This is a genomic window from Shewanella intestini, from assembly GCF_018221465.1.
In the GTDB taxonomy this organism is placed as follows: Bacteria; Pseudomonadota; Gammaproteobacteria; order Enterobacterales; family Shewanellaceae; genus Shewanella; species Shewanella intestini.
Genome location: NZ_JAAIKR010000066.1, coordinates 1 through 619, shown reverse-complemented (window position 1 = coordinate 619; position 619 = coordinate 1). Strand labels below are relative to the sequence as shown.

Below are 619 nucleotides of genomic sequence, written 5' to 3'. Positions count from 1 at the left end.
TTTTATCAATACTAATTGTATCGAATGGAATAAAAGCCAACTGTCTGATTGAACATCCAACTGAGCTAACACCCCATCTTAGTTTTATCAATACTAATTGTATCGAATGGAATAAAAGCCAACTGTCTGATTGAACATCCAACTGAGCCAACACCCACATCTGGTTTTACGTAATGATGGATTACGTCTGAATTAAAGCCTAACTGGCAATCTCACTTTCAGAGAAGTGGTGGGCTGTGAAGGATTCGAACCTTCGACCAATTGGTTAAAAGCCAACTGCTCTACCAACTGAGCTAACAGCCCATCTTGTTTTTATCAATACCAATTGTATTGAATGGAATAAAAGCCAACTGTCTGATTGAACATCCAACTGAGCTAACGACCCATCATGGTTTTATCAATACTAATTGTATCGAATGGAATAAAAGCCAACTGTCTGATTAAACATCCAACTGAGCCAACACCCACATCTGGTTTTACGTAATGATGGATTACGTCTGAATTAAAGCCTAACTGGCAATCTCACTTTCAGAGAAGTGGTGGGCTGTGAAGGATTCGAACCTTCGACCAATTGGTTAAAAGCCAACTGCTCTACCAACTGAGCTAACAGCCCATCTTG

At 39.7% G+C, this 619-nt stretch carries 2 tRNA genes; both read right to left on the bottom strand.

Annotated features, from left to right (window positions below):
- Positions 1 to 227: 227 nt before the first annotated feature.
- Positions 228 to 303, bottom strand: a tRNA-Lys gene (locus G3R48_RS17185).
- A 234-nt stretch (positions 304 to 537) separates the two neighbouring features.
- A tRNA-Lys gene (locus tag G3R48_RS17180) sits at positions 538 to 613 on the bottom strand.
- Positions 614 to 619 lie beyond the last annotated feature (6 nt).